A 21,124-nucleotide genomic window follows, 5' to 3' on the forward strand; every position below is an offset into this window, starting at 1 on the left:
TTCGCCCTATTGCTGAGGTGCCGCAAACTGAACGGTGACTGGCATTCCTTGACGCAGTTTATCATTAGGATCATCGACAATAATTCGTAACCGGTAGACTAAGTCGGTACGTAAATCCGGTGTTTGTACACTTTTTGGGGTAAATTCGGCCGTGGGTGAGACAAAGCCAATCGTGCCATGGTAAGGGGTATTGGGTTGGCTATCCGTAAAGAGTAAAACTTTACTGCCAGGAACCGCATCACCTAGGTGCGCTTCACTCACATAAGCACGTACCCAAACAGGGTGGGTTAATGTCACGCTAAAAACAGTATTGCCTGCGCCAATGATGGTGCCAGGTTCAATGGCGCGAGTCAGGATTGTACCGTCAGATGGGGCGATAAGCTGGGTGTCTGAGAGATCAAGCTCCGCTTGAGCAACGGCGGCTTCTGCTTGTAACCATTCCCCTCGGGCTGCTGCTATCTCTTCTTGGCGAAATCCGCTCTGATATTGATTGAGTTTATCTTGGGAGGCTTTCAATGCGGCAAGTGTTTGATTTCGATTGTTTTTGGCATTATCTAAATCGTTAGCAGAAATCAGTTTTTGGGCGGCTAAACCTTGCTGACGTTTGTAAAAATTATCCGCATATTGCCAAGCGGCTTGACGCTGAGCGACTTCAGATTCGACTTGAGCAATTTCTTGTGTCCGGTAGCCTTTCTCTTTGAGTGCTAACTGTGCTTTAGCGCTATCTCGCAGCCCTTTAGCTTTATTTAACGCGTTGATGTATGGCGCATCATCCAATTTACCAAGTAATTGGCCTGCAGTGACTTTCGCCCCTTCATCAACATCTAAAGAGGCGAGTTTACCATTGACTCGAAAACTAAGGTTAACTGTTCGCACATCCACATTCCCGTATAAGGCGAATGTTTTATCCTTAAGCGACTGATAATAGTAGCCACCAGCAATAGCGGCAATCAGCATGATAATCAGTAAAATAACCAGTGCACGGCGTTTTGTGTTCATAGCTAACCTTAGTGACGGATAAAAACATTACTCAGGATTATGATTTAATTTTATCCATATATCATATCACTTTTCTGCTAGTTGGCGATGACGTAACCCCAATAATAAAATGTCGATATGCTCAATAAGAACCTGATTAATAATTTTAAATTCGTTTTCGTTAATGTGCTTCCAACCGGTTTGTCTGAGTAATGTTTCTCGCGCAATGCGAAAAGAGAGGGTTTCACCTAAAATGGCGTGTGTGTGGATCAAGGTCGCTAGATTATTAGGGTCGGCGCCAATATAAATAGAAATTAAGCGATTGAGCCGTGAGTGAATAGGTCCTAATGCTTGTTCGTGGATCAATCCATACGCTTCGGTTGGGTTCAGCTGCTCGCGAGCTAGAATGCGTGAGAAGCTTAAGTTTTCTTTTTTAAGTTGAAAAAAATTGTACGAAATAATGGTTTTTTTCAGTAATTCGAGCGCTTCTTCAGAAATTTGTGACTCTGCGGGTTGGCTAATAAAGTTATCTATTTGAGTGATAGTTTCAGCGAAACTCTCTTTGATATTGTTGGCAATTTGCTGAGCAACCGCGAGATATAGCCCTTCTTTAGATCCGAAATAATAGGAAATAGCTGCGATATTTTGCCCAGATGCTTGGGCAATTTGGCGGGTGGTTGCCCCGTCGATACCTTGTTCTCCATAAACATCGGCAGCGGCGAGAAGAAGTTGGAGTTTGGCGCTCTCTCCGCGTAATGTTGGCGACGAATTTGTGTTCATAAACATTCCTTTTGATTCAGAATTAAATAATTTTTAGCATGCTCTTAGTTGGCATTTATTCATTGTGCAGGATGAAAACGGATGTATCTTTAGTTTTGTGTACGTATATATACTATATAAAGCAGATTTTGTATTAGTTTATTCATCAATCTAAATTAATATATTTATCACGGTCAAATGATGGTAGAATTTTTGCGTGTCGCATGGCAGTTTGCGCTTTTCTTCTATTGAATATCGAATCTTCCCCCCCTAGAGCTGCCCAGTAAATTGAAGCGGTGGAGCCCGGAGTAATTAATTTGACTAGTTTTTCTGACCTCGCGTTAAACGAGGAAATATTGCGTGCCATTAATGAATTAGGCTATGAAAGCCCTACGCCTATTCAACAACAAGCTATTCCTGCTGTTTTAGCGGGCAAAGACCTATTAGCCAGCGCTCAAACAGGTACGGGTAAAACCGCCGGTTTTACTTTACCTATTTTGCAAAAGCTGGTGGACAATCCTCGCGGTAATAACCGTCGTCCTATTCGCGCATTGATTTTAACTCCGACCCGTGAACTTGCGGCTCAAGTGGCTGAAAATGTAAAAGAATATAGCCGTCATTTGAGAATTCGTTCATTTGTTGTGTTCGGTGGTGTCAGTATTAACCCGCAAATGATGAAACTGCGCGGTGGTGTGGATGTGTTGATCGCAACACCGGGTCGTTTATTGGACTTGGAACATCAAAACGCGGTGGATTTATCGCAGGTTGAAGTTTTCGTCTTGGATGAAGCTGACCGTATGTTAGATATGGGCTTTATTCACGATATTCGCCGTGTGATCACGAAATTACCTAAAAAGCGCCAAAATCTCCTGTTCTCCGCGACGTTCTCTGATGAGATCAAACAGTTGGCGAGCAAGTTATTGAATAATCCAGTTTCCATTGAAGTGGCTCCGCGCAACTCAGCTTCTGAGCAAGTAACGCAGTATGTTCATTTAGTGGATAAAAAACGTAAAGCTGAGTTACTCTCGTTTATGATTGGACGTGAAAACTGGCAGCAAGTTCTGGTATTTACGCGTACCAAACATGGCGCTAACCGCTTAGCTGAGCACTTAAATAAAGATGGTGTCAAAGCGGCGGCGATTCATGGTAATAAGAGCCAAGGCGCTCGTACCCGTGCTTTAGCTGATTTTAAATCCGGGGATATCCGTGTCTTAGTGGCGACAGATATTGCGGCTCGCGGCTTAGATATCGAACAGCTTCCTTATGTCGTTAACTTTGAGCTACCGAATGTGGCGGAAGATTACGTTCACCGTATTGGTCGTACTGGGCGTGCGGAAGCCACGGGTATGGCGGTATCTTTAGTGTGTATCGATGAAGCGAAACTGCTTAAAGATATCGAGAAATTATTGAAAAAATCCATCCCACAGATGGAGATTGAAGGCTACGTGCCAGACCCATCAATTAAAGCTGAGCCGATCCAAAAACCTTCTCAGCGTAATGATCGCCGTGGTTCTGATAGTCGCCGCGGGTCTGATAACCGCCGTGGTTCGGACAACCGCCGTAGCTCTGAGGATAGCCGCGGTGAGCGCAGCAATCATTCAGGCAAGAATAGCAATAAAGGTCCAAGCCGTCCTCGTCGCCAAAATGCGAATTCCGAGAAAGGCCAATCTGAATCGACTTCAGGTTCACCGTGGAAAAATGCACAGAAACGCGTTAGACAAGGGCGCAGTGATAGCTAATGCGTGTGCTACTCGCCCCGATGGAAGGGGTACTCGATTCTCTGGTTCGCCGATTATTGAGTGAGGTGAACGACTACGACTTGTGCATTACTGAGTTTGTGCGAGTTGTCGATAATTTGTTGCCGGCAAAAACGTTTTATCGGTTATGCCCGGAATTGCAACAAGGTAGCCGAACGCCATCTGGGACGTTAGTGCGGGTGCAGCTATTAGGGCAACATCCTGAGTGGTTGGCTGAAAATGCCAACCGCGCAATTGAATTAGGCTCTTGGGGCGTCGATCTCAATTGCGGTTGTCCATCAAAAACGGTAAATGGCAGCGGTGGCGGTGCGACGTTATTGAAGCAGCCAGAGCTTATCTATCACGCCGCTAAAGCTATGCGGGCGGCGGTGCCGAAAGATTTACCCGTTTCTGTGAAAGTCCGTTTGGGTTGGGATAGCAGCCAATTTGCTCATGAAATTGCGGATGCTGTACAGCAAGCCGGAGCGACCGAATTAACGGTTCATGGGCGCACAAAGGAAGATGGCTATAAAGCGGAATGTATTAACTGGCAGGCGATTGGTGAGCTTCGTCAGAAACTGTCGATTCCGGTGATTGCCAATGGCGAAATCTGGGATTATGAAAGTGCTAAACGCTGTATGGAAATCACTGGGTGCGATTCGATTATGATTGGCCGAGGTGCTTTAAATACGCCGAATTTGAGCCGTGTGATCAAACACAATGTCGCGAAGATGCCTTGGGAACAGGTCGGGAAAATACTCTTTAAATATACGGAACTAGAAAAACTGGGTGATACAGGGCATTACCATGCAGCTCGTATCAAACAGTGGCTGAGTTATTTACGTAAAGAGTATCAGCAGGCGGATGAACTGTTTTCTCAAGTGAGAGCGTTGAAAACGGCGGAGCAAATAGCGGATGTTATTGCGCTGCATGTGGAGCAGCTTTCTGTCGCATCATCTTAACATGATGAAATTTGCCAAAATTTGAGATTAGGTCTTTAATTACTATGTATGGTGGTGACTAGTACGGTGGTGATTAATTCAAAATACTGTCATCACCGTATGTCATGATTAAAGTGTCTATATCGTGTAACAAAGCTATCGTGCTAGGAAATTTAGAGCAACAGAGATATTGGAGGCCTCAAATGGGCGTTATTGCTTGGATTATCTTTGGTTTAATCGCAGGTGTTTTAGCTAAATGGTTAATGCCTGGAACCTATCAAATGGGTTTTATCATGACGACTGTATTGGGGATCGTCGGGGCGGTTGTCGGGGGATACATCAGCACATTCTTTGGTAAAGGCAAGGTGGATGGCTTTAACTTCGGTAGTTTTGTTGTTGCCGTGATCGGCGCCATTGTCGTGCTATTCCTTGCGGGAATGTTTATTAAGTAGCATTTCTAGGGGCATCATTATCAAGGGTAGGTTTTTTTACTACTGCACAATTTACTATTTATTAAAGCCACTTATTATGACGTTCGCTAAATAATGAGTGGCTTTAATTTTTTAATTTTCACATGGTTCCAGGAATTTATGTATTGATGATTTATCAAATGCAGTAATTTCAAATAACTGAGTCAATAATCTATCATCATGAACTGTATTCCAAGTGATACAGTTATTTTCAATTAATGTAAGAGAAAATTTCACTACAGAATTATGTGTCTCAGTGTAATGATTAAATTCAATAGCACGATATGAGTATAAGTAAAAAGCCATGTTATCTAAGTTTGTTGTATTATAACATCCTAGAATACAAAAATTTGGAGACTGGTTAATGGCTGGATGGATATCTTTTGTTTGCTCCCATTCTATTTGGCGCTTTAAACTTTTTAAAAATACGTTAGATATGACTTTGTGTTCTGTTGGGTTCATTAGTTTTCCCTCATATTTTTCTAGCTGAAATATCAATAATATTATCAATATAATTAAGTAGAAGATTTACTTCATCTAACATATTAAAACATAGGCTAATATCTAAATCATGGTGGTCTTTTATTGATGTTATTTTTGTGGTTTTTATTTTGTATTGTTTTATTGATGATATTAATTTTTTATCTTTAGAGTCAATGAATAGAATGTAATGGTGTAATGATTGTATTCTACTATGTAACTTCCTTCTATGCATTTCTTCATGAAAGGTATTTTTATTATGAACTTCAGATAAGTGTTTATAATAATCATTAAGTAGCTTGGATAGCTTCTCCTTATGAAAATAAATAGATGCCTTACGATTAAATTTAATCGTTAATCTTGATGTTTGTAATAGAACCCATAAAGTTGCTGCGGTACCTACAAAAGTAGACAACGTCCCTAGGTTTATTACCCAGAGTTCCCATGATGTATTCATTGTTTATTAGCTCCATAAAAATAGAGTAATAGAAATCTTAATTAATTAGATTAATTTTTTATAATATTAGATTTAAATAGAACAAATAAATCCCCTCATAGTTAACACGTATTTATGAGGGAATAAAAAATGATTAAGGTTCGATAGGTAATCCGTTGTCTTGTCCCCATTGTGCCCATGAACCATCATAGAGGCGCACATGCGGGTTACCTAATAAGACCAATGCCAGTAAAACTACGGCAGCAGTCATGCCAGAGCCACAGGTTGTGACTGTTGGCGCGAGAATATCGACACCTTGCTGTGCAAAAATAGCTTTTAATTGTTCGGGGGATTTATATTCCCCATTATCCACTAATAAATCCCAAGGCACATTTTTACTGCCTGGAATATGACCCATCCTTAAACCTGGGCGAGGTTCAGGAGCTTGAGCCAGAAAACGGGCAGCCGCACGCGCATCAATAATTTGAATTTTACCTTCAGTGGCAACTTCTAACATTTGCTGTTGATTCAGCGCATTGGCATCTTGTCTATCCGCAATAAATGTTTGAGCCGCAGGTGGGGTGACTTTACCTGATTGAGTTGCGAAACCCGCTGCTTTCCATGCGTTAATTCCGCCTGCTAAAATTTTAACCTGTTTACAGCCTAAAGTACGGAAAGTCCACCATGCACGCGGGGATGAAAATAAGTTATTTTGTGCGTAAATAATGACTTGGGTCTGATTATTAATCCCCATAGCCCCAACAGCTTGGCTAAATGTGTCGGCATCAGGGAGCATATGGGGTAAGTCGCAGCTCTTATCGGCGACTTCATCTTGATTAAAAAATTGAGCTTGGGGAATGTGCTCATCAAGGTAGCTTTGGTAGCAATCATAAGGAGCGGTAGGTGGCGGTGTAGAGACATCAAGTACAATAATATTACTGTCTGAAAGATGCGAATTTAACCACTCTGGTGTTACAAAATAATCGTTGTACATCATAATTCACCGTCCCGTTTGATTAATAATGGATGATTACTGGATCTGATTAGGTGCAGGTAATATCGATGGCGATTGAGCCTGATTTTGTTCCATAGGTGTGGTGGAGCGGGTATAAATATTCATCCCAGCAAGTACAATACCCCCAATAGAACTCAATGCGCATAATGCGCACAGTGCGATGACGACTTTTTTCATTTTTATTAGCCTGATTTAATACGAAGATGCCAAAGTATAACTGGATGGTGATAGCAAACAAGTTTTACGGGGCATTTTCTTGGCTCGATTTGGTGTTTTGCGAAAGGCTTTCCAGAATTTGTGTATAATGGAAATTAATACAGTAGTTTTGCGAAGAGTTTCGCAAAATAGAAACAGGGGCTTTCCGGCCTCTTTTTTGATTGGCTATCATCTCCTTTTTACTTGGTCTTCTGCGTATCTATGTCTCTGTCTAATAAAATCAAAGAACAAATAACTCAATGGTACAAGGGGTTATCTAACCAAATCGAGGGGTTCGTCTCTCGGGCACCTCAGCGGCAAATGATTGCTGAAGTGGCAAAAAATTTGTCGGATGCAGAAGGGCGTCATTTAGTTATTGAAGCACCAACAGGGGTGGGAAAAACCTTATCCTATTTGATACCAGGCATTGCGGTTGGGCGCGAAGAAGGTAAAACTTTGGTCGTGAGCACCGCTAACGTTGCCCTACAAGATCAAATATTCAGTAAGGATTTGCCATTACTGAGTAAAATTATCCCTGACTTAAAATATACAGGCGCATTTGGGCGAGCGCGTTATGTGTGTCCCCGAAATTTAGAAGCTATTTGTGCCGCGGAAGGGGAACAAATTGATTTAATGCTGTTGGTGGAAGACAAAACTGAAATTACCAACAGCGAAGAGAGAGCGCAATGCCAGCAATTACGCAATGATTTTCATAGCTTTGCTTGGGATGGGCTACGCGACCACCATAAAAAGGCATTTAGCGATAGTTTATGGCGTAAAGTCAGCACCGATAAAATGAATTGCCTTGGGCGTAATTGCCAGTTCTATCAACGATGTCCTTTTTTTATTGCACGCCGTGAAATTGAAGATGCGGATGTGGTTGTGGCTAACCACGCTTTAGTGATGGCAGCCATGGAGAGTGAATCGGTATTACCGGACCCTAAGAAATTACTGTTAGTTCTCGATGAGGGGCATCATGTTCCCGATGTGGCGAGAGACGCTTTAGAAGTTGAAGGGGAAATTACGCTAGTTCAGCTTACTGCACAGGTGGATAATTTTATTCATCATGTCGGGCAGTATGTTGCGCAGTTTCGTCCAGCAAAACCACCTAAGTTGACTAATCCTGATAAGCTACAACAACATGCTGAAAAATTACGCGAGTGTTTCCGTGATTTTTCACTGTTAGCTAACGGGCTATTACCTGAAACATCCAAAGAGTCAGAATATTTGTTCCCAATGGGGATCTTGCCCGAGGTAATGCAGCAATGTTGCCAAGAGTTATTTAAGCTGACGGATGCGTTACGTGGGCTATCAGAGGCGATTCTCAGTGATTTAACGGAACAAACAGCAAAGCAAGATATTGTGCGTTTACATCGCTCCATCTTAGTGACAAGCCGAGCGATGGGCTATTTTGAAAATATGACCAAATTGTGGCGCTTAGCTTCGCTTGATCAAAGCTCTGGTGCGCCCGTTTCGAAATGGCTTAGCCGCCGTTATGAGAAAAATCAATCCCGGATTTTTATGCATTGCGCGGGGATCCGCGTGAGTGAACAGCTACAACATTTGTTATGGAAAAATGTGCCTCATATTGTGGTGACATCGGCAACGCTTCGCTCTTTGAACAGCTATTCACGTTTTATGGAGTTAACGGGATTATCCGAAAAGAGTGATGACCGTTTCGTGACGCTCACCTCGCCGTTTAATCATGTTGAACAAGGTAAGTTGGTGATCCCAAAAATGCAGCATGAGCCAACTATGGCAAATGAGGCTGAGCATTTAAAAGAGATGGCAACCTATTTCCGCCATCAATTTACGCATAGTGATCACCATGGGGTCTTGATTCTATTTAGTAGCCAGCGAGCGATGGAAGGGTTTCTGGAGCATGTGAAAGATTTACGTTTACAGCTATTAGTGCAGGGAGATCAGCCACGTTACCGGCTAGTGGAGACGCATTGTGAACGTATTAAACAAGGGCAAAAAAGCGCGTTAATCGGCTTACAATCATTTGCGGAAGGATTGGATTTAAAAGGGGAATTTTTAACCCAAGTGCATATTCACAAGATTGCGTTTCCGCCTGTGACAAATCCCGTGATTATTACTGAAGGGGATTGGCTGAAGTCATTAAAGCGTTATCCATTCGAGGTACAAAGTTTACCTAGCGCTTCATTTAATTTGATCCAGCAAGCAGGGCGTTTGATTCGAAGTCATGAGTGTTATGGCGAAATTATCATTTATGATAAACGCTTATTAACCAAAAGCTATGGTAAACGTTTATTAAATTCGTTACCCATTTTCCCTATTGAACAGCCTGAAATGCCAACATCAGATAAGTAGGGCGATAAATAAATTGAGACCACCGAAGTGGTCTCATGGTCAATATATTGACTCTGTTTTACGACACTACTCAATATTGGCTTCTAATAACCACAGGAATTTATCCAGATCGCGAGATGCGGCAGTAAACATATCTGCGGTATTTTCATCTTCAACTTCATCGATAGCTTTACGAATATCATTTGCAACAACAGCATATCGTTCCGCTAACGCTTTTAAATGGTCTTGTACAGAATGAATATCCAATGGATAAGCTTCTAATGATGTAAGCTTATTGACTTGTTGTGATGTTCCTGTGGCGATGCCACCTAACTGAACCGCACGCTCAGCGAATTCATCCAAGTGCCCAACGATGCTATCTCTAAAGCCATCTAACATCTCATGTACTGCGATAAAGTTGCGACCGCGCATGTTCCAATGTGCTTGTTTAGTGATTAAAGAGAGATCGGTGAAGTGGATAACCATCATGTTTAAGATACCGATGGTTTCTAATTTAACACTATCTTCAATATCATTACGGGTATATAAAAGTTCAGTTGAAGAGGTTTTAAATAATTTTGCAGTATTCATAGGATTTCCTCTCTTAAATATAATTAACTCAATTATCTTGTCTGCTTATAAATATAGAGTGTAAAGCTAAGAATGTCATAAAGTAATAATCTATTACTTTAATAGGTAGGACGATGATGTTTTTTTTGCGTTTATTTAGGTTTTACCAATCGAATCTATCGATGTGACATTTCAAATAAATGAAGATTACCTTACAAGATAATGAAATAAAAAACGAACAAAGAAAAAAAGTAAAAAAGCTAATAGAAATGCCTATTAGCCTTTAATAAAAGTGAATATGACGTAATTATTTACGATACTTTTTCAATCTTTGATTTGGGTACCGAAGTGGATGTTGAACCAATAGACGCGCATACAATACACAACAGCGCTAACCATTGTGTCATCGTTAAATGTTCTTGCAGGAAGACAATGCCTAAAAATGCTCCCATGCAAGGCTCTAGGCTCATTAGAGTACCGAAGGTTTTTGCGGGCAACTTGGTTAACGCTATCATCTCTAATGTATACGGAAATGCGGTAGACAAAATAGCAACCCCTAAAGCCAAAGGTAGAATGGCTGGGTCAAACATCGCTTCAACCCCGGTTTGCATTAATCCAATCGGGAAGAAAATCAGCGCAGAAATCAACGAACCCACAGCAACCGTTGCGGCACCATAACCTGCACCAGCGCGTTGACCAAAGATAATATAAATCGCCCAGCAGACACCGGCACCTAAAGCATAAGCGGCACCAACGAGATCGAGAGAGTCAATGTTATTGCCAATAGGCAGTAAGAATAGCAATCCAGCAATGACAAGCCCAATCCATAAAAAATCAATAGGGCGGCGAGAAGAAAACATCGCAACGGCTAATGGGCCCGTAAACTCAAGTGCGACCGCAATTCCTAAAGGGATACGCTCAAGAGCTAAATAAAACAGGTAGTTCATGGTTCCGAGAGATAAACCATAAGCAAGCAGTGGCCCCAGAGAGCTTTTTCTGAAATTTAAACGCCATGGTTTAAAGATCACGCACAAAATAATCGTGGCAAGCAACAAACGTAAACCGGTAACACCTGGTGCGCCGATAAGTGGGAATAATGTTTTAGCTAAAGAGGCACCGCTTTGGATTGACATCATTGCCAGTAATAGCAAGCCTATCGGTAATAACGGAAATGCACTCTTTTTAGTATCGGCAGACATGAATAAAAAACCTCAGAAAAACGTTGGGAACGTCGATAAAACCCACACGGTATATACAGATAAAATGGGTAAATCTAAATAATAATGGTGGTTTGTTGGGATATTTACCCTAAGCCAGCAAATTGGCGTGAATTATCTCACAGAATTCATGCAGATTATATTGCTTTGTTGAGAGCGAAAAATTCATCATATTATTTAATATTGGATAACGACTAAAAATAAAATATTGTGAGTTGAGCTTCTTTGAGGGTACCGTATAATTTTGCGCTTACAAGAATGATAATAGGAATGAAAATAGAACATGAAAAAAATTAAAAGCGTCGCGGTTTATTGTGGTTCAAGCATGGGTACGAATGAAATTTATCAAAAACAAGCCATTGAGTTTGCAAAAGAGCTGGTAAAACGTGATATCGCTTTAGTCTACGGTGGTGCGAGTGTTGGGCTGATGGGAACCGTTGCTGATACGGTATTATCTTTAGGCGGCAAGGCTATTGGTGTGATCCCATCCCTGCTTGAGGAGCGTGAAATCTCGCATAAAAATCTGACCGAACTGTACAAAGTTGACACCATGCATCAGCGCAAAAGTAAAATGATTGAACTTGCTGATGGTTTTGTCGCAATGCCTGGTGGATACGGCACTTTAGAAGAATACAGCGAAGTGTTCACATGGAGCCAAATTGGTTTACATACTAAGCCTTGCGGATTGTTCAATATTAATAGTTACTGGCAGCCTCTGATTGATATGACCAATAAAATGGCGGATGAGGGCTTTTTACATGAAAAATATCGTCATATGGCGATTGTGGAGTCATCTCCAGCCAGTTTATTAGATCAATTTGAAACGTATATTGCACCACCAGTGAAAACTTACGACTAACTTATTCGGGTAGCTTTATGATCAGAAAAGCAAAAAAAGAGGATTTATCAGCAATTCTTGCGCTCTACCAAATTTTATTTGCCGAGATGGCTAAGTTTGATCGTGAAAGGTTACAAGCCGCGGAACAATCGAGTGAGTTTGTTGAAAATGCCATTGAGGATAATAAGTTTCATCTTTTAGTGGTTGATCATGAAGGTGAAATCAAAGGTTTTTGTATTGCTCAAAAACAAACGGCAGATCCTTATAGTTGCATTGTGCCAAGGGATTTCGGTTATATTTTTGATTTGGTCATCTCTCCCGACTTTCGAGGTGAAAAAGCAGGTAAACAGCTCTTAGATGGAATGAAAGAGTGGGCTAAGTTGCAGAAATTTAGCCACTTAGAACTTTCAGTATTAGCGCAAAATCATCAAGCTATTAAGTTTTATGAGCGCGAAGGATTAGTCGAAGTATCCCGTACCATGGGGATCGCACTGTAAATTTTTAAGCTCTCCGTTATTGGGGAGCTTTTTATGGCATTGCTCCCAAGGCATCATGAACAATTCATCTTTTTCAGAAAAAGCGGTTCAAAAATCAGCACAAGATCTAAACGCGGGATTATGGCATAATGCGCGGCTATTTATTCTTATCAGACTTCAAGTCGGCGAGATAAGGGCAATTATGCCAATCTCGGGGCGACTCTACAAAGATCAATTTAAGGCATCGCAGTGTTAACAACCAACAATATCACTATGCAGTTTGGCAGTAAGCCGCTGTTTGAAAACATCTCAGTTAAATTCGGTACCGGTAACCGCTACGGTCTGATCGGCGCGAATGGTGCGGGTAAATCCACATTTATGAAAATTCTGGGTGGGGATTTAACGCCAACCGCAGGGAATGTGAGCACCACGGATCCTAACGAGCGTTTAGGTAAATTACGCCAAGACCAGTTTGCATTCGAAGAGTTTACTGTTCTCGATACCGTTATCATGGGACATGCTGAGCTTTGGGATGTAAAGCAAGAGCGTGACAGAATTTATGCGATGCCAGAAATGAGTGAAGAAGATGGCTATCGCGTTGCAGATCTTGAAGTGGCTTACGGTGAAATGGATGGCTATAGCGCGGAAGCGCGTGCGGGTGAGCTGCTATTAGGCGTCGGTATTCCGGTTGAGCAACATTATGGTCCAATGAGCGAAGTGGCGCCGGGTTGGAAACTGCGTGTGCTATTGGCTCAGGCATTATTTGCTGATCCAGATATTCTGTTACTTGATGAACCGACGAACAACTTGGATATCGATACCATCCGTTGGTTAGAACAAGTGCTGAATGACCGTAACTGCACCATGGTTATCATTTCCCATGATAGACACTTCTTAAATACCGTTTGTACGCACATGGCGGATTTAGATTACGGTGAGCTGCGTTTATTCCCGGGTAACTACGATGAGTATATGATTGCGGCAACCCAAGCGAGAGAGCGCCTGTTATCTGATAACGCTAAGAAAAAAGCGCAAATTGCTGAGTTACAATCTTTCGTTAGCCGTTTCAGCGCTAACGCATCAAAATCTAAACAAGCGACTTCTCGTGCTCGTCAAATTGATAAAATTCAATTGGATGAAGTTAAAGCCTCTAGTCGTCAAAACCCATTCATTCGTTTTGAACAAGAGAAAAAACTGTTCCGTAACGCTCTAGAATTAGAAGCGGTCACTAACGGTTATGACCAAGGTCCTCTGTTTAAAAATGTGAACCTATTAATGGAAGTCGGTGAGAAAATGGCGGTTATCGGTGCTAACGGTATCGGTAAAACCACATTCTTAAAAACCTTAGTCGGTGAGCAACCAGCGACAGGTGGGATCGTAAAATGGTCTGAAAACCATAATATTGGTTACTATGCGCAAGACCACGCAGACGACTTCGATACTGACCTGAACGTGTTTGACTGGATGAGCCAGTGGAAAAGCGAAGGGGATGACGAGCAAGCGGTTCGTAGTATTTTAGGTCGCTTACTATTCTCTCAAGACGACATTAAGAAAAAAGTGTCGGTCTTATCAGGTGGTGAGCAGGGTCGTATGTTATTTGGTAAGCTGATGATGCAACAGCCAAATATTTTGATTATGGATGAACCGACCAACCACTTAGATATGGAATCTATTGAATCGTTGAACTTAGCATTGGAAATGTATCAAGGAACGCTGATTTTCGTTTCCCATGACCGTGAGTTTGTGAGTTCACTGGCAACCCGTATTCTTGAGATTAAAGAAGATAAGGTTATTGATTTTAAAGGTACTTATGATGAATACCTGAAAAGCCAAGGCGTTGTTATCTAATCTTGTTTGAATCAAAAAATAGCCCCGCTGGTGTGATACCCGCGGGGCTATTTTTATTTAGCTGTTCAAAATGGCAGAACAGCCTCAAAATTAGTTTTTCTTCACAAACTCAGATTTCAGTTTCATTTGACCGAAACCATCGATTTTACAATCGATATTGTGATCGCCTTCCACTAAACGGATACCTTTAACGCGGGTTCCGATTTTCAGCATTGAAGAACTACCTTTTACTTTAAGATCTTTGATTACGGTAACAGTATCGCCATCAGCTAATAAGTTGCCATTAGCATCTTTTACGATGAGTTCATCAATGTCAGCAGCTGGCTCAGCATCATTCCATTCGTGCGCGCACTCAGGGCAGATGTACATATCGTTGTCAGTATAGGTGTATTCAGACTGACATTTTGGGCAAGGAGGTAATGACATATTTATATTCTCAGTAATGACTGACACAGCCATAGTTCAAATCAGTAGGGATAACGAGGTTCCCCGAAAGGGGGATAGTATAAGACCAAAGACAAGATAAATGAATTTTTAGGAATATTCCTAATTTTATATCTTAAAAAATGGTGAGCTAGAAAAATGGCGAGACTTAGCTCGCCATGAAGAATCTTAAGAGCAAACCTCACAATGAGGGTCTTTATTGAGTTTAAATTGGCGAAAATCCAGCGTCATCGCATCAAATAACAGCACTTTCCCAACATTGACTTTGCCGTACTGGGCTAGCAATTTGATGGTTTCCATCGCTTCTAATGTGCCAATTGTCCCCACCAGCGGCGCCATGACGCCAGCCTCTACACATGTCAGGCTATTTTCTCCAAACAGTCGGCTTAGGCAGTGATAGCAGGGCATTCCCTCTTCATAGGTAAATACGGAAAGTTGCCCTTCCATACGAATTGCGGCACCCGAAACAAAAGGAATTTTGTGTTTAAAGCAGAGGCGATTAAGCTGCTCGCGAATGGCAACATTATCCGTGCAATCTAGAATCACATGATGCAGTAGAACTAATTGCTCCAGCTCAGGATCCTCCAATTGTGCGTTAACCGTATCAATCTGGATATGAGGATTGATGGCAGCTAGCTGTGCTTTGGCTGAATCCACTTTAGGCTCACCGATAGTGGCGTCACGGTGCAGGGTTTGGCGCTGCAAATTTGATAGGGAAACCGTATCAAAATCTACAAGGGTTAAATGACCGACACCCGCGGCGGCAAGGTATTGCGTTGCAGCACAACCAAGTCCACCAAGCCCAACGACCAAGACTTTACCTGCCTTCAGCTTTTCCTGCCCGTCAAAATCGAAGCCGCGTAAGATAATTTGGCGGTTATAACGTAGCATTTCCTGATCAGTCAGTTCTTGCACAGTCTTACTCACTTTTTAATAAGTAATTGAACATTTCCACATCAACCATTTCACCTGCCGCCACTTTTCCACGCTCACGTTCTAATACAATAAAGCAGTTTGCTTGGCTAAAAGAACTGAAGACATGTGAGCCTTGGTGCCCTGTAGTCGCCACTTGTAGCTGACCTTGTTCATTGACGCTTAAAATGCCTCGTTGGAAATCAAGGCGTCCAGGTGATTTTTTCAGTGGTGTAGTGACAGAAACTTTGAAGCGGACAGGGGCTTTCCATTGGCTATGGCCGCTGAGGCGAGCAATTAATGGCTGAACTAATTGATAGAAAGTCAGCGCGGCAGAGACAGGGTTACCTGGTAAGCCACAGAACCACGCGGAACTTAGCTTGCCAAATGCGAAAGGTTTACCTGGCTTGATAGCTAATTTCCAAAATCCAATCTCACCCAGTTCATCCAAAATTTGTTTGGTGTAATCCGCTTCGCCGACAGAGACGCCGCCGCTGCTGATGACTAAATCAGCATATTGGTTAGCTTCAATGAAGGTTTGCTTGAGTTTTTCTGGTGAGTCGGGGATAACGCCAAAATCCAGCACTTCGCAATTGAGTTTTTCTAACATTAAGCGAACGGCAAAACGGTTTGTGTCATAAATTTGCCCCTCAGCCAGAGGTTCGCCTACTGCTTGAAGCTCATCACCGGTTGAGAACACGGCAACTTTCAAACGGCGCTGGACTGTCACATTCGCAATTCCAAGAGACGCTATCAATGGTAGCTGTGCGGTGGAGAGTAAGGTTCCGGCAGGGAATACCGCACTACCTTGGGCAATATCTTCACCAGCTTTACGGATATTGTTTCCTTGCTTGAAGCTTTCCGTAAAAATAATTCCTTGATCAGTTTGTTCTGTGGCTTCTTGCATGACAACGGTATCAACGCCTTCAGGAATAGGCGCTCCCGTCATGATCCTTACACAGCTACCTGCGGGTAATTTTCCTTCCATTGGGTTGCCAGCAAAGGATTTTCCAGCGACGGGCATCGGGGTTTTTCCATCCCAATCAGCAAAGCGAAAACCATAACCATCCATCGCTGAGTTATCAAACGGCGGGACATTAATGGGAGAAATGAGGTCTTCGGCAATAATACGTTGGGCAGACTCAGTTAGTGGAATGATTTCAGTGCTTGTGACAGTTGCGGTGTTTGAAAGTAATTTTTCTAATGCAAGCTCTAGTGAAATCAAACCGTTAGTATGACACTGGTCCATAAATCGTTACCCCTTAATCTTGTTATTGGCCTTCGAGGCTTAAAATAAATTGTTGGCGGTATTATGTCAGATATAGCGCATTGGGTGAATGAATAGAAATTGATTACTGATAGCTTTTGGGTGGATAGTTTGTCTCATTTGGGTCACGCAATGCGTTGTTTTAATGAATCCGTTATCGAAGAACACGATTTTTGCTAAAACAGAGCTACCAAAAAGGCTAAAATAAAGGGTGTTATTAATCGCATTTAAATAATGAAATAGTTATTTAAATTGCAAGGTGTATTCTGGATCGAGTCGCGCGATAACCTGCAAATATTTCATGCTGTTGATAGATGTATTACTGGATTATCTGCACTTGCTGCTTTAGAGTACCGCGCACACCTGCATTTTTATAAAAATAGCGTTATACCATCTGTGGAGGATCCTATGTCATCTCTGAGTAAAGAGGCCGAATTAGTTCATGCTGCTTTGGAAGCAAGAGGGCTTGAAACCCCGTTACGTATCCAGCCAAAATCCGGTGAGGATCGTAAGCAACTGATTGAAGGGCATATGACCGAAATTATGAAGTTGCTGAACTTAGATTTAACCGATGATAGCTTGGCGGATACCCCGCGCCGTATCGCAAAAATGTATGTGGATGAGATTTTTTCGGGTCTTGACTATGCAAACTTCCCTAAAATCACATTAATTGAAAATAAAATGAATGTGGATGAAATGGTCACTGTGCGTGATATTACTCTGACCAGTACTTGTGAGCACCACTTTGTGACGATAGATGGTAAAGCGATTGTGGCATACATCCCTAAAGACAAAGTGATTGGCTTATCGAAAATCAACCGTATTGTGCAGTTTTTCTCACAGCGTCCACAAGTTCAAGAACGTTTAACTCAGCAAATTTTAGTGGCTCTGCAAACGTTGCTAGGCACCATGAATGTCGCGGTTTCTATTGATGCTGTCCACTATTGTGTGAAAGCCCGTGGTATACGTGATGCGACCAGTGCAACAACCACCACATCATTGGGTGGGCTGTTCAAGTCTAGCCAAAATACACGTCAAGAATTCTTACGTGCGGTTCGCCATCTCTAATTTATGACCTCAACCGTTTCAGTTGCCCCTAAAAGCCGTATCGGGCAACTTGATACAGTACGTGGCATTGCTATCCTTGGTATTTTATTACTGAATATCTTTGGATTTGCTTTACCACAAGCGGCCTATCTTAATCCCTATTACACCCCCGAAGTATCATCCTCTGATGCGGCGGTTTGGGTGTTTTTTAATCTTTTCTTTCAAGGGAAGTTTCTGGGAATTTTTTCCTTACTTTTTGGTGCCACATTAGGCTTGCTAAGCTATCGCGCAATATTATGGCAACGTAGCCGACTGATTGTTTTAGCGATTATTGGCTTGATTCATGGAATTGGTTTTTGGGATGGGGATATTCTTCTCGCCTATTCCTTGACGGGGCTGGTTGCGATAATGGTGTTGCCACACTATGCGGCTTCCACATTGTTCAAAATTGCCATTTCTATCTATTTGATTGGTTTGGTTATTTTATTTGTCATCGGCAGCAATGTGGTGGATACCAGTTTTTGGCAAATCACCGCAGACCAAGCGTTTCTTGATGCTTGGCAACATCGCATTGGTGGAATGACGGGGATCGCATATCGCACAGGTGAAGTGGCGATGATGGTTGAGTTATTGGTTATTCAGTATGGCTGGCAACTGGTTGCGATGATGATCCTAGGGGCGTTGCTACTGAAAAATGGTTGGCTAAAAGGGCAGTTTACTGAGCAGCATTATCGTCGAATGGCCATTGTATTAATCCTCCCCACCGTAGCTATCCAGTCAGTGGCTCTGTATGTTCAAAGCCTTTTTGGTTGGCGTTATTTTGATACCTCGATTGTTGGCTATATCATTAATGAGCTAGCGGTGCCGTTTCAGTCTTTGGGCTATATTGCGCTAGTTTATGGTTTTTGGGGGATATTTAGCCGAAGTGTGCTCGCGAAAGCCTTGCAAAATGTGGGGCGGATGGCGTTGAGTAATTACTTACTTCAAACACTGATTTGTACCACTATTTTTTATCATTTGGGTTACTTTTATCAGTTTACCCGAGTGGAGTTGTTAGCGTTCATTCCACCCATTTGGTGTGCTAACTTGCTGTTTTCTTATTGCTGGTTGCGCTTCTTTGAGCAAGGGCCAGTGGAATGGTGTTGGCGACAACTGACAGATAAACTTTTTTATCTTTTAAATCGACATTCACCATCTGAACATTAATTGAGTTTATTCAGTTCATCAGGGGTAACTGCTGGATAGCCCTTTGTGCCATCAGGCATTTTTATTGGAGCAGGAATGGATTCTTGTTCCCCTAAAAATTTAGGTTCACGCTGGAGAATATAGAGATCAGCAAGCGCACCTAAGCGGGCAAACACTTCACGTATCCGCACTTTAAACATGCCTTCCGGCGTAGGTACCGCTAAACATTGGGCATCAATCCCTTTGTGCTTAGCAATGAATAGCGCTCTTTCGCAATGAAAACGCTGGGTGATAATGGTGAAGTTATCAGTATCGAACACTTTTTTCGTACGAACTACGGAGTCTAAGGTTCTAAAACCTGCAAAGTCGAGCACAATTTTTGAGGCGGGAACGCCTGCTTTGATGAGATCTTTACGCATGGCGATAGGCTCATTGTAATTGTGTGCGCCGTTGTCACCGCTCAGGAGTAAATACTTTACTTTGCCGCTATGATAGGCATCCGCAGCACCTTTAATTCGATAGGTATAATAGAGGTTAGTGGCACCGGATGCATAATATTTAGATGTGCCGAGAACCATCCCAACATCGCGGGCAGGCAATTGCTCTACATCTTCATAGATATAGGGTGCGGTTTCCCAACTGATCCAGCGGTCGAGTAAAATAACAGTGGCGAAAGCTATCCCTGCCAGTATTAATAGACCATAAAGCAGACGTTTCCTCATGTCCTCGCCTTGAATAATTAATGCCTATAATAATTAGTGGTAACAATTAATAGGCTACTTGACTTAATTTCGTGACGCAAGTCGCGTAACGTAAAATCGTGTCAACATGGCATCGAATTGAAAAACAATAAGATGCCATATGTTGGTTTATTCGTTCGGTAGTCCACCAAAACAGAGTAATGGACTGATGGTGTTTCTATCGACGGATTTTTGTTTATCAACCACATAAAATGATTTTGGGTAAGTGATCACCCAAGCGTTATCAGTTTCAGCAATCCCTTGAATATATTCACCATTTGTTGGGACCGGCAGAACATTTTGGATATTCAATGTCTTGAGGCTGGTGGTGACCAGTGGAACCTGGGCTTCACTAGGGTATTGTGGCAAATAGTAAGCTTGGGTTAACGCCGTATTGATGCCATATCGACCATACTGTATATCGCTATTATTTCCACACCAATGATATTCTGTGATAGGCGAGGTTGGTGCTGTGACATGAGCGAGAATAAAGCGGGTATCTGTCACCATCCAGATGGATTGGTTATCTGGTGTGAAATAAAATTCTCTAACAGAATCATAATAATTCTCTACCGTAAACCAAGGTTTTGCACTAAATGTAAGTGTTTGAGTATCTAACAGATAGGCAGCTTGGGTGACATTATCATACAGCGCTAGATGTTTTTCATCGGGAGACAGTGCTGCTGGCATCTGAACGCCGAAAGCACCTTGATACTCTTGGCTATCAGGGAAGGTAAGCTTTTTCTCGACGGTATTATTTGAAAGGTTAATCACCACAATACTGTTTTCTACGCCGCTTGTGACAAATGCACGTGGGCTATTTTTCATCACATAAATTTGGCGAGGGAAAAAGCTGGTTTCAATATTGGCCTCTACTTTTTGCGTGTCGATATCAATCACACTCACGCTGTTTGGTTGAAGCGAAGCAACATACAGTTTCTTTCCATCGTTACTAAGCGCTGCGCCATAGGCACCCATTCCACGGCAGCGATTAGAGCTACAGCCTGTTTCATTTTTGGGTAATGGAAGCTGAATAGTAAACAGCAATTTCCAATCATCTTTGGCTGAAGAGTAAGCGCTAACTAGGTTGGCTTCTTCGTCTGTGATAAAGATCCTCTGGTGGGCATCATCACTGAGAATAAAGCTCGGTTCAATTAATTCAGGGGCTTGAATTTGAATACCAGCAACTTGCTCTTCAGATTGTGTGGCGGGGAGTGATGCAAGCTCCTCTTCAGCAGCCTTTTCCATTACTCGCTT

General features: G+C 42.2%; 22 protein-coding genes. 9 read left to right on the plus strand and 13 right to left on the minus strand.

All coding sequences use genetic code 11. The features are described from left to right. Positions 1–6: 6 nt before the first annotated feature. Together hlyD and cecR are read right to left on the minus strand one after the other, a co-directional pair. Positions 7–999 carry a secretion protein HlyD gene (hlyD, locus tag HFU86_RS05710; protein ID WP_187128880.1) on the minus strand — a complete coding sequence of 331 codons (993 nt, stop codon included), beginning with the start codon at positions 997–999 and terminating at the stop codon, positions 7–9. Between the two features lie 66 nt (positions 1,000–1,065). Then, entirely contained in the window at positions 1,066–1,764 is a 699-nt protein-coding gene (cecR, locus tag HFU86_RS05715) for a transcriptional regulator CecR (RefSeq protein ID WP_187128881.1), read from the minus strand. A 290-nt stretch (positions 1,765–2,054) separates the two neighbouring features. On the opposite strand from cecR, the gene rhlE reads away from it, so the two are divergent. From rhlE to HFU86_RS05730, 3 genes are all read left to right on the plus strand, one after another. Further along, positions 2,055–3,476 (plus strand): ATP-dependent RNA helicase RhlE, encoded by a 1,422-nt coding sequence (gene rhlE / locus HFU86_RS05720; RefSeq protein ID WP_187128882.1) that lies wholly within the window; start codon positions 2,055–2,057, stop codon positions 3,474–3,476. Then, on the plus strand, positions 3,476–4,435 hold the full coding sequence (dusC, locus tag HFU86_RS05725) for a tRNA dihydrouridine(16) synthase DusC (RefSeq protein WP_187128883.1): 960 nt from the start codon (positions 3,476–3,478) through the stop codon (positions 4,433–4,435). Before rhlE ends, dusC begins: the two co-directional genes overlap by 1 nt. Before the next feature lie 182 nt (positions 4,436–4,617). After that, positions 4,618–4,866, plus strand: coding sequence for a GlsB/YeaQ/YmgE family stress response membrane protein (locus HFU86_RS05730; RefSeq protein ID WP_036949742.1), 249 nt, complete (start codon positions 4,618–4,620; stop codon positions 4,864–4,866). Positions 4,867–4,977: 111 nt separating this feature from the next. On the opposite strand, the gene HFU86_RS05735 is transcribed toward HFU86_RS05730, so the two are convergent. The 4 genes from HFU86_RS05735 to HFU86_RS05750 all read right to left on the minus strand — a co-directional run bounded on the left by HFU86_RS05735 (position 4,978) and on the right by HFU86_RS05750 (position 6,992). After that, complete coding sequence (locus HFU86_RS05735) at positions 4,978–5,346, minus strand: hypothetical protein (protein WP_132494346.1); 369 nt, start codon at positions 5,344–5,346, stop codon at positions 4,978–4,980. Between the two features lie 10 nt (positions 5,347–5,356). Further along, positions 5,357–5,821: a hypothetical protein gene (locus HFU86_RS20060; RefSeq protein WP_187128884.1), complete on the minus strand. Its 465-nt coding sequence runs from the start codon at positions 5,819–5,821 to the stop codon at positions 5,357–5,359. A gap of 133 nt (positions 5,822–5,954) precedes the next feature. Beyond that, complete coding sequence (sseA, locus tag HFU86_RS05745) at positions 5,955–6,794, minus strand: 3-mercaptopyruvate sulfurtransferase (protein ID WP_132495120.1); 840 nt, start codon at positions 6,792–6,794, stop codon at positions 5,955–5,957. Positions 6,795–6,830: 36 nt separating this feature from the next. Next, positions 6,831–6,992 (minus strand): hypothetical protein, encoded by a 162-nt coding sequence (locus HFU86_RS05750; RefSeq protein WP_187128885.1) that lies wholly within the window; start codon positions 6,990–6,992, stop codon positions 6,831–6,833. A 240-nt stretch (positions 6,993–7,232) separates the two neighbouring features. Between HFU86_RS05750 and dinG the strand changes: the two genes are divergently transcribed. Beyond that, positions 7,233–9,344 carry an ATP-dependent DNA helicase DinG gene (dinG, locus tag HFU86_RS05755; RefSeq protein WP_132494351.1) on the plus strand — a complete coding sequence of 704 codons (2,112 nt, stop codon included), beginning with the start codon at positions 7,233–7,235 and terminating at the stop codon, positions 9,342–9,344. 66 nt (positions 9,345–9,410) lie between these two features. Here the strand turns inward: dinG and dps are convergent, their stop codons facing one another. Both dps and rhtA read right to left on the minus strand, forming a co-directional pair. Then, positions 9,411–9,914 (minus strand): DNA starvation/stationary phase protection protein Dps, encoded by a 504-nt coding sequence (gene dps / locus HFU86_RS05760; protein WP_132494353.1) that lies wholly within the window; start codon positions 9,912–9,914, stop codon positions 9,411–9,413. A 290-nt stretch (positions 9,915–10,204) separates the two neighbouring features. After that, positions 10,205–11,092: a threonine/homoserine exporter RhtA gene (gene rhtA, locus HFU86_RS05765; RefSeq protein WP_036949726.1), complete on the minus strand. Its 888-nt coding sequence runs from the start codon at positions 11,090–11,092 to the stop codon at positions 10,205–10,207. Positions 11,093–11,393: 301 nt separating this feature from the next. Here rhtA and HFU86_RS05770 point away from each other — a divergent pair, with 301 nt between their 5' ends. From HFU86_RS05770 to HFU86_RS05780, 3 genes are all read left to right on the plus strand, one after another. Further along, positions 11,394–11,969 (plus strand): TIGR00730 family Rossman fold protein, encoded by a 576-nt coding sequence (locus tag HFU86_RS05770; RefSeq protein WP_132494355.1) that lies wholly within the window; start codon positions 11,394–11,396, stop codon positions 11,967–11,969. A gap of 17 nt (positions 11,970–11,986) precedes the next feature. Beyond that, positions 11,987–12,445, plus strand: coding sequence for a GNAT family N-acetyltransferase (locus tag HFU86_RS05775; RefSeq protein WP_187128886.1), 459 nt, complete (start codon positions 11,987–11,989; stop codon positions 12,443–12,445). Between the two features lie 228 nt (positions 12,446–12,673). Next, a complete protein-coding gene (locus HFU86_RS05780; RefSeq protein ID WP_132494359.1) occupies positions 12,674–14,272 on the plus strand; it encodes an ABC-F family ATPase in 1,599 nt (532 codons plus the stop codon). Positions 14,273–14,362: 90 nt separating this feature from the next. Here the strand turns inward: HFU86_RS05780 and HFU86_RS05785 are convergent, their stop codons facing one another. The 3 genes from HFU86_RS05785 to moeA all read right to left on the minus strand — a co-directional run bounded on the left by HFU86_RS05785 (position 14,363) and on the right by moeA (position 16,877). Then, the gene (locus HFU86_RS05785; RefSeq protein ID WP_132494361.1) at positions 14,363–14,698 is read right to left on the minus strand and encodes a zinc ribbon domain-containing protein YjdM; all 336 of its coding nucleotides are present in this window, start codon (positions 14,696–14,698) and stop codon (positions 14,363–14,365) included. A gap of 186 nt (positions 14,699–14,884) precedes the next feature. After that, on the minus strand, positions 14,885–15,631 hold the full coding sequence (gene moeB / locus HFU86_RS05790; RefSeq protein ID WP_132494363.1) for a molybdopterin-synthase adenylyltransferase MoeB: 747 nt from the start codon (positions 15,629–15,631) through the stop codon (positions 14,885–14,887). A 4-nt stretch (positions 15,632–15,635) separates the two neighbouring features. Then, a complete protein-coding gene (moeA, locus tag HFU86_RS05795) occupies positions 15,636–16,877 on the minus strand; it encodes a molybdopterin molybdotransferase MoeA (RefSeq protein WP_187128887.1) in 1,242 nt (413 codons plus the stop codon). Positions 16,878–17,303: 426 nt separating this feature from the next. Between moeA and folE the strand changes: the two genes are divergently transcribed. Both folE and yeiB read left to right on the plus strand, forming a co-directional pair. Next, complete coding sequence (folE, locus tag HFU86_RS05800; protein ID WP_036949713.1) at positions 17,304–17,963, plus strand: GTP cyclohydrolase I FolE; 660 nt, start codon at positions 17,304–17,306, stop codon at positions 17,961–17,963. 3 nt (positions 17,964–17,966) lie between these two features. After that, positions 17,967–19,148, plus strand: coding sequence for a DUF418 domain-containing protein YeiB (gene yeiB / locus HFU86_RS05805; protein ID WP_132494368.1), 1,182 nt, complete (start codon positions 17,967–17,969; stop codon positions 19,146–19,148). Here the strand turns inward: yeiB and sanA are convergent. Further along, positions 19,145–19,849, minus strand: a complete 705-nt coding sequence (sanA, locus tag HFU86_RS05810) for an outer membrane permeability protein SanA (protein WP_036949704.1) — start codon at positions 19,847–19,849, stop codon at positions 19,145–19,147. The two genes, yeiB and sanA, sit on opposite strands and share 4 nt — an antisense overlap. Before the next feature lie 147 nt (positions 19,850–19,996). Next, a complete protein-coding gene (locus HFU86_RS20065) occupies positions 19,997–21,115 on the minus strand; it encodes a hypothetical protein (RefSeq protein ID WP_336431776.1) in 1,119 nt (372 codons plus the stop codon). Between the last annotated feature and the right edge of the window lie 9 nt (positions 21,116–21,124).

This window comes from Providencia sp. JUb39, assembly GCF_012272845.1.
Classification (GTDB): domain Bacteria; phylum Pseudomonadota; class Gammaproteobacteria; order Enterobacterales; family Enterobacteriaceae; genus Providencia; species Providencia lanzhouensis.

Excerpts from the sequence above, each read along its gene's own strand:
- HFU86_RS20065 (WP_336431776.1), bottom strand. The coding sequence starts at position 21,115 with ATGGAAAAGGCTGCTGAAGAGGAGCTTGCATCACTCCCCGCCACACAA.
- cecR (WP_187128881.1), bottom strand. The coding sequence starts at position 1,764 with ATGTTTATGAACACAAATTCGTCGCCAACATTACGCGGAGAGAGCGCC.
- HFU86_RS05770 (WP_132494355.1), top strand. The coding sequence starts at position 11,394 with ATGAAAAAAATTAAAAGCGTCGCGGTTTATTGTGGTTCAAGCATGGGT.
- dusC (WP_187128883.1), top strand. The coding sequence starts at position 3,476 with ATGCGTGTGCTACTCGCCCCGATGGAAGGGGTACTCGATTCTCTGGTT.
- HFU86_RS05730 (WP_036949742.1), top strand. The coding sequence starts at position 4,618 with ATGGGCGTTATTGCTTGGATTATCTTTGGTTTAATCGCAGGTGTTTTA.
- hlyD (WP_187128880.1), bottom strand. The coding sequence starts at position 999 with ATGAACACAAAACGCCGTGCACTGGTTATTTTACTGATTATCATGCTG.
- HFU86_RS05775 (WP_187128886.1), top strand. The coding sequence starts at position 11,987 with ATGATCAGAAAAGCAAAAAAAGAGGATTTATCAGCAATTCTTGCGCTC.
- HFU86_RS05750 (WP_187128885.1), bottom strand. The coding sequence starts at position 6,992 with ATGAAAAAAGTCGTCATCGCACTGTGCGCATTATGCGCATTGAGTTCT.
- dinG (WP_132494351.1), top strand. The coding sequence starts at position 7,233 with ATGTCTCTGTCTAATAAAATCAAAGAACAAATAACTCAATGGTACAAG.
- sanA (WP_036949704.1), bottom strand. The coding sequence starts at position 19,849 with ATGAGGAAACGTCTGCTTTATGGTCTATTAATACTGGCAGGGATAGCT.
- yeiB (WP_132494368.1), top strand. The coding sequence starts at position 17,967 with ATGACCTCAACCGTTTCAGTTGCCCCTAAAAGCCGTATCGGGCAACTT.
- sseA (WP_132495120.1), bottom strand. The coding sequence starts at position 6,794 with ATGTACAACGATTATTTTGTAACACCAGAGTGGTTAAATTCGCATCTT.
- HFU86_RS05785 (WP_132494361.1), bottom strand. The coding sequence starts at position 14,698 with ATGTCATTACCTCCTTGCCCAAAATGTCAGTCTGAATACACCTATACT.
- HFU86_RS20060 (WP_187128884.1), bottom strand. The coding sequence starts at position 5,821 with ATGAATACATCATGGGAACTCTGGGTAATAAACCTAGGGACGTTGTCT.
- folE (WP_036949713.1), top strand. The coding sequence starts at position 17,304 with ATGTCATCTCTGAGTAAAGAGGCCGAATTAGTTCATGCTGCTTTGGAA.
- dps (WP_132494353.1), bottom strand. The coding sequence starts at position 9,914 with ATGAATACTGCAAAATTATTTAAAACCTCTTCAACTGAACTTTTATAT.
- rhtA (WP_036949726.1), bottom strand. The coding sequence starts at position 11,092 with ATGTCTGCCGATACTAAAAAGAGTGCATTTCCGTTATTACCGATAGGC.
- HFU86_RS05735 (WP_132494346.1), bottom strand. The coding sequence starts at position 5,346 with ATGAACCCAACAGAACACAAAGTCATATCTAACGTATTTTTAAAAAGT.
- moeA (WP_187128887.1), bottom strand. The coding sequence starts at position 16,877 with ATGGACCAGTGTCATACTAACGGTTTGATTTCACTAGAGCTTGCATTA.